The organism is Candidatus Schekmanbacteria bacterium (genome assembly GCA_003695725.1).
Lineage (GTDB): Bacteria > Schekmanbacteria > GWA2-38-11 > GWA2-38-11 > J061 > J061.
Genome location: RFHX01000333.1, coordinates 1 through 6,816, shown reverse-complemented (window position 1 = coordinate 6,816; position 6,816 = coordinate 1). Strand labels below are relative to the sequence as shown.

8 protein-coding genes and 1 riboswitch are annotated in these 6,816 nt (G+C 35.7%); of the genes, 3 read left to right on the top strand and 5 right to left on the bottom strand.

The genetic code is table 11. The features are described 5' to 3' along the window. Nucleotides 1-271 precede the first annotated feature (271 nt). A riboswitch (cobalamin riboswitch) is annotated at nt 272-472 on the top strand. Nucleotides 473-504: 32 nt separating this feature from the next. The 3 genes from D6734_12200 to D6734_12190 are packed head-to-tail and all read left to right on the top strand — an operon-like array spanning nt 505 to nt 3,197. Continuing rightward, entirely contained in the window at nt 505-1,410 is a 906-nt protein-coding gene (locus D6734_12200; GenBank protein RMF92465.1) for a hypothetical protein, read from the top strand. Next, nucleotides 1,407-2,420 carry an iron ABC transporter permease gene (locus tag D6734_12195; GenBank protein ID RMF92464.1) on the top strand — a complete coding sequence of 338 codons (1,014 nt, stop codon included), beginning with the start codon at nt 1,407-1,409 and terminating at the stop codon, nt 2,418-2,420. The genes D6734_12200 and D6734_12195 overlap by 4 nt, the downstream gene beginning before the upstream one ends. A gap of 3 nt (nt 2,421-2,423) precedes the next feature. Next, a complete protein-coding gene (locus tag D6734_12190; GenBank protein ID RMF92463.1) occupies nt 2,424-3,197 on the top strand; it encodes an ABC transporter ATP-binding protein in 774 nt (257 codons plus the stop codon). 13 nt (nt 3,198-3,210) lie between these two features. On the opposite strand, the gene D6734_12185 is transcribed toward D6734_12190, so the two are convergent. From D6734_12185 to D6734_12165, 5 genes are read right to left on the bottom strand one after another with little or no spacing between them, the layout of a single operon-like run. Further along, the gene (locus tag D6734_12185; protein RMF92462.1) at nt 3,211-3,726 is read right to left on the bottom strand and encodes a shikimate kinase; all 516 of its coding nucleotides are present in this window, start codon (nt 3,724-3,726) and stop codon (nt 3,211-3,213) included. A 4-nt stretch (nt 3,727-3,730) separates the two neighbouring features. Next, nucleotides 3,731-4,630 (bottom strand): shikimate dehydrogenase, encoded by a 900-nt coding sequence (locus tag D6734_12180; protein RMF92461.1) that lies wholly within the window; start codon nt 4,628-4,630, stop codon nt 3,731-3,733. Between the two features lie 3 nt (nt 4,631-4,633). Continuing rightward, on the bottom strand, nt 4,634-4,966 hold the full coding sequence (locus D6734_12175; GenBank protein RMF92460.1) for an EthD family reductase: 333 nt from the start codon (nt 4,964-4,966) through the stop codon (nt 4,634-4,636). Nucleotides 4,967-4,996: 30 nt separating this feature from the next. After that, on the bottom strand, nt 4,997-5,479 hold the full coding sequence (locus D6734_12170) for a hypothetical protein (GenBank protein ID RMF92459.1): 483 nt from the start codon (nt 5,477-5,479) through the stop codon (nt 4,997-4,999). Between the two features lies 1 nt (nt 5,480). Further along, complete coding sequence (locus D6734_12165; protein ID RMF92458.1) at nt 5,481-6,779, bottom strand: MFS transporter; 1,299 nt, start codon at nt 6,777-6,779, stop codon at nt 5,481-5,483. Nucleotides 6,780-6,816 lie beyond the last annotated feature (37 nt).

Sequence of the window (6,816 nt, the reverse complement as noted above, 5' to 3'; positions counted from 1 at the left end):
GAGATATATCCATATCAAAACAAGCGCGCCTGTTAAAGGCATCACCGCTATAAGGCCTGAAAGGGAAGGGAATTTCCTTCCAATCCAAGTAGCGGCAAGAATTATGAAAACGCTAACTGCTGTCTTGATAAATAATTGCAATTTTTTCCCTCCATTAATAGTTCATTCTATTACTAAATCTTCTTCTTTGCCAAAAAGTTAAAATCGTACTGGAGCTATTGTTTAGTAATTGTTGCATTCCCTTGACACCACTTCTTCTCTGCTGTAAAAGATATAAAGATATTAGTCAGGTTGTTTTTAAAAAACCTAAGAGGGAAGACGGTGTGAAACCGGCGCGGTCCCGCCACTGTAAGCGGAGATTGAACTTGCCAAGGGAGCCACTGTTCACAGATGTGAATGGGAAGGCGGCAAGGATGCCACAAAAAGAGGCAATCCGCAAGCCAGTAGACCTGCCTGACTATAAACCTTTAATTGTTCTTCGCGGATTAAGAACAAGAGGTAAATATGAAAATAAAAATAACTTTAAAAGTCTTGATAGCTACTCTATTTGTTTGTTTCTTCCTTTTTACAGTTTCTTCTGCTGAAAATGGTCATTATATAGATAGTTTAGGGCATGATATTTATCTTCCCAAACCTCCCCAACACATTGTTTCTCTTGCACCCAACATAACAGAGATTCTCTTTGCTTTGGGACTTGGAGATAAAGTTGTGGGAGTTACAAACTACTGTAATTATCCCCCTGAAGCACTCAAAAAAGAGAAGGTGGGAATGTTGCTAAATCCAAGCATTGAAAAGATATTGTCCCTTTCCCCAGATTTGATACTTTTGGTAGCTGAGGGAGCAAATAAAGACACCTATGAGAAACTCCAGAAGATTAAAGCCAAAGTCTTTGTTATTTCACCTTCTAATATTGGAAAATTATATGATTCTATCGTTGCAATTGGGAAAATATGCAGAGTTGAGGATAGAGCAGCAAAAGTTGTTTCGACTTTGAAAAAGAGAATGAAAAAAGTTAAAGATTCTCTTTCTGATGTAAAACCTGTACCTCTTCTTTTCTTGCTCGATATCAACCCTCTGGTTTCTGTGTCTTCAAAATCCTTTTATGGAGAGTTATTTTCAATTGCTAGGGCTGATAATGTTGTTAAAAATTCTCGAATTCGATATCCGCGTATTGGATGGGAAGAAATCATAAAGTTTTCACCAGAAGTAATCATTATTGCAAAACATAGCGACAATATGACTGAAAACTTTATGGAGTTTGAAAAAATGCCGGCAGTTAGGGCTACACCGGCTTTTAAAAATGGAAGGATTTACCTTGTCGATGGAGACATTGTAACGCGCATGGGACCAAGGATTATAGATGCAATTGAAATTTTCGCAAAAAAAATCCATCCTGAGGTATTCAAATGAAGGAAGTAACTCCATTTAAGATATTTTTTGTAATAGTTGTTTGCTTCATAATTTCTCTTTCTACGATTCTATTTTCAATATCAGTTGGAAGTGTTGATTTACCGTTTATTCATATAGTTAAATTGTTTTTTGGTGAAGATATTGTAAAAAAGCCTTATGAAAATGTAATAATTTATGAACTGCGCTTCCCCCGAGCTATATTTGCTTTTCTTGTCGGTGCCGCACTTTCTATTGCCGGCATAATTTTTCAAGTTGTGCTTAAAAATCCACTGGCAGAGCCGTATATTTTGGGAGTTTCAGGCGGAGCCGCAACAGGTGCTGTAATTGCGATATTTGCTGGAATTGGGGCTTCATATTTGATTACTCTTTTTTCATTTGCAGGCGCTATTGTTTCAATTGCAGTTTTAATCTTTATTTCATCAGGAAGATGGGGGTTGTCTCCATCGTCTTTAATTCTTGGAGGAGTTATAATAAATGCTTTTTTTTCGGCAGTTGTAATGTTTGTCATCTCAATTTCAACTGGCGGAGAAATGAGAAGAGCATATTTTTGGCTGATGGGAAATCTTGGCAATGCATCATATGATACCATTAAAATTGCTTTACCTGTCGTTTTATTGGGCGGTATTTTAACCTTTGCGGCATCGAGAAAACTTAATCTCATAGCCCTTGGAGATGAAACAGCACTGCAGCTTGGTGTTAATGTCGGTGTCTATACCAAAGTTATTATAGTCTTAGCATCGTTTTTAACTGCTGGTGTAGTGGCTTGGAGTGGGTTGATTGGATTTGTCGGATTGGTTGTGCCGCATATGGTAAGATTGATAGTAGGGGCAGACCATCGTATTACTGTACCTGTATCCTTTTTTGCTGGCGGTGTTTTTTTACTCATTTCAGATACTCTTGCTCGCACTCTTTTAAGTCCTATTGAACTTCCAGTAGGTACTGTTACGGCAATTATTGGTGCGCCTTTCTTTCTCTATCTTTTGAAGAAGGAATCAGGGAAGGTTATATAGGATATGAATACAGTTTTTAAGATATCAGATGTCGCTTTTTCCTATGGCAATGGAATGGTTTTGAAAGGGATTAATATGTCTGTCCAAAAAGGAGAGAATATTGCAATTTTGGGTCCCAATGGCTCAGGTAAAACGACACTTTTGCGGCTTCTTTATAAATCTCTTACTCCTTCAAAAGGTACAATAAAACTTTTTGGTAAAGATAAGATGTCAAGAAAAGAGATTTCCAAGAAGATTGCTGTTGTTTCAAAGGCGGAGAATACTTCAATATCTTTTACTGTTTTTGAGATGATAATGATGGGTAGGTATTTGAAGTCGAAGGGTATTTGGTTTGAGAATAAAGAAGATAAGGAAAGAGCAAGGGATATTATGAAGCGCCTCGATATCGATAGATATTCGGATAAATATTTCAACTGTCTAAGCAGTGGGGAACAACAAAGAGTCCTTATAGGAAGAGCGCTTGCACAAGGTCCTGAGGTGATGCTCTTGGATGAGCCAACTTCACATCTTGATTTGTCACATCAGGTTTATTGCCATTCACTTTTTTGCAAGCTTAATGAATCAATGAAGATAACTGTTGTGATGGTATCCCATGATTTGAATCTTGCAGCTCAGTTTTGCAAACGAATCATACTTATCAAAGATGGCTCTATTTATGCAGATGGAGTGCCTGAAGATGTATTAACGGAAAAGAATATTGAAGATGTATATGGTGTTAAGACTATTGTCGATTATAATCCATCTACCTCTAAACCGCGTATTACTTTGATTCCTTGAAACTACAAATTTGTTAGGCAGAGGATTTCAGATTCAGAGTTTCAATAACCTTATCTGCTACTTCTTCTATTTTTAATCCTGTTGTATCTATGGAAAAATCTGCCTTCTTGTAAAATTCTTCACGCGCATTGAGAAGCTCTTTGATTCTATCGATTGGATTTTCAACTTGCAAGAGGGGCCTATGTGTTTCATACTTTACTCTGTTGTAAATTTCTTCAGGTGTAGCTTTTAGACACACTATCTTGCCACATTTTCGCAAATTCTCAATATTTTTTTCCTTTATAACAGCTCCGCCTCCGGTAATAACAACCGAGTTTCTGCTTCCCGCAATTTCCTCGATAACCTTTTCCTCATATTCTCTGAAAACAGCTTCACCCTTTGTTCTGAATATTTCACTTATCGATGTGCCTGCTTTTTCTTCTATCATTGCATCTGTATCAATAATTTTAAAGGAAAGTTTTTCAGCTAAAACTTTGCCCACAGCAGATTTACCTGTACCCATAAAGCCCGTTAAAACAATTGAATTCATCTTACTACTTCCCCCCAAAAACTCGACTTTCAAGCTTTTTTTTCATAACTTCTTCAGGCGGTCTAATTCCTGTCCATATTTCAAAGCTTTTCATTCCTTGATATAGAAGCATCATAAGTCCGTTTGATACTTCACAACCTTTCATTTGCGCCTCTTTCATAAGTTTTGTTTCTTTTGGATTGTAGATTAAGTCGAAAATTTTTTGTCCTTTTCCAATTAAATTTGTATCAATTGGAATAGGGTCCTTATCCTTCATTCCAAGAGGTGTGGCGTTGATTATTATGTCTGCGTCTTCTACGGCATTTTTCATTTCTCTGCTTTCAGTTTTAACTGCTTCAATTTGGACGCTGCAAATGTTTTTTCTAATGTTATTTGTTAACTGTTCAGCTTTACCTTCTGAAATGTCTGTTACAGTTATCTTTTTTGCGCCGTCTATTGCAGATTGTGTAGCAACTGCTTTTGCACCTCCGCCTGCGCCTATGACAAATATTTTTTTTCCTTCTAATTTTATGGAAAATGCCTTTTCAATTGCTGCTGAAAATCCATAAGCATCAGTATTGTATCCTTTAATTTCTTCATCAGAAAACTTTATAGTATTCACTGCACCAATAATTTTTGCTTCATCTGATAGAGAATCCATAAAGGGAATGACAGATTCCTTGTGAGGCACAGTAACATTGACACCTTTGAATCCCAAAGCGGAAAGTCCTTGGACTGCTTCTCTAATTGATTCCGGTTTAACATCGAAAGCAGTATAGACATAGTTCATCTTCAAAAACTCGAATGCTGCATTATGCATAACTGGTGAGAAGCTATGGCTTACAGGATGACCGATTAATCCAACTTTTTCTGTTTTGCCGTCTATTTCCACTTTGTCTTCTCCTCTTTTCAAACAGTTCAAAATAAGTTATGCTTTTATTTCTTTCAACGAAACAACCTTCATACTTTCAGGCAATGCATAAGAAACCCATTTTTCAATAAATTCTTTGAAAGCTTCAGAATCTCGGTCTTTTTTATATTCTTCAATGCTTGTTACAGTCAATTCTCCTAAAAAATCGAATTCCTTTTTTCCAGTTAACATTTCATCTGCACGGTACAATTTAAATTCCTTTACAGAAGGAAAATTCATTACAACAGAATATTTTTCATTCCTGAAATAATCCTCATATTCTTCAGCGCTCTTGTTTTCTCTTAGTTTGTAATAAACAATAATTTTTTCCATTCCATCTCCTCCTATCATCAAGATTCGCCTGCATCTTAAAAAACATATTCATTCCTTCAATCTGAAATAAAAAATATGAATACCTGTACCTATCATAAGAGAAGAAATAAAAACAGGCAATATTACAGGTGAAACCCATGGCACGGGTACAAGAAAAAGCACATCTATATCAAAAAGATTTGTGGGCCATCCAATTATAAGGTGGAGAAATACATAATAAAAAATGTCCCATACAGCAAAGGATATGCAAAATGCGGCAAAACGTTCAAGATAAGTTTTTCCAACAAGTATGCTGAGTGTGACAAGCATAAGGAGTGTAAACATCTCACGAATCTGTTCAATGTGATATATTCCATAGTCTTGCAGGAGATTTACAAATCCATCGACTGTGCCGAATGTTGTTTCATCAAAAGGAGGCAATATACGTCTGAGATAGACTACTATCATTGCTTCAACATTTCCAAAACCAATAGAGAATAGGATAAGAAGAATAACTTTTGCTGTAGTGCCATGAGGCCTTTCCTTTTCCATTTTATTCCTCCTTTTTTCTTAGAGAGTCAGAATTCTCTTTTACTTTAAGAATAGTTGCCAGTCCTCCAAGGAAAAAGATAAGTGTACTTAATACTGCTTTTCTTTGATTTCCGGTATATGAAGCAATAATTCCAAAGATGAAAGGTCCTACGATGGATGAAAATCTGCTGTATAATGAATAAAAGCCAAAGAATTCAGATTCTCTTTCCTTTGGAATGTTTAGAGCCATAAAACTACGGCTTGCAGATTGGCAGGCGCCCATAGCGATGCCTCCTGTAAGGGCTATAATAAAAAAAAGAATATGGTTTACTACTATATATGTCATTGAAATTACAGTAGTCCAAATGAGAAGTGTTATTACAATGACTTTTTTTGCCCCAATCTTATCAGTTAAAAAGCCAAACAAAAAAGCACCTGCCATAGCGCTGATTTGTATTGATAAAAATAATACGATTAGTTCATCGATTGTAAATCCAAGTGTTTGAGTCGCGAAAATTGAACTGAAATATATTACAGTTGCGATGCCGTCATTATATAGAAAAAAAGCAACAAGAAAAAGAAGAAGGTTTCTATGATTTGAAGCATTTTTTATTGTTCCAAAGACTCTCTCATAGGAAGAGATGAGAATATTGTTTTGTTTATAAGAATTTGTTTTTTTCGTAGAATGTTCTTTATAAAAGAGTGCAAGAGGAAGCATAAAAAGGAGAAAGAATATTCCTGTTAGGATGAAAATAATCTTTACATTTAGGATATTTCCTTCATTTATCCCATTTTTGAGGAGTGGATAGAAAAGTACAAGAGTAAAAAGTGCCCCAGCATATCCTGTTGCCCAACCAAATCCTGATATCTTGCCAATGTTTTCAGGAGATGAAACATCAGTTATAAGGGAATTGTAGAAGGTGAGGCTTAAACCATAAAAGACGTTTGCAATTATAAAGAGCACAGATGCCAATAAAATTTCATTTTTATTAGGAAGTGCAAGCATCATAGTAAATATAGAAGCTATTATTCCGGATATAATCAAAAAATTTTTTCTCTCCCTTTTTATATCAGCAGCGGCGCCTGCAAGAGGAGAAGAAAAAGCTACAATAAACATAGATAAACTTCCACACAAACCCCAATAGAAATCAGCATAAGGCGAACTTGAAGCGATTATTTTTCTGAAATAGATGGCATATATCAATGTGACAATCAATAGTGAAAAGAGGGTTTCTGATATGTCGTAGGAAAGCCATGATATGAGATTTTTAATATCTTGTACCTTTTTTTTCTTTTCCAAATCGGCAGTTGAATTATTCATAATCGATATTGAAAGATAAGAAAATCGTCAAAAATTT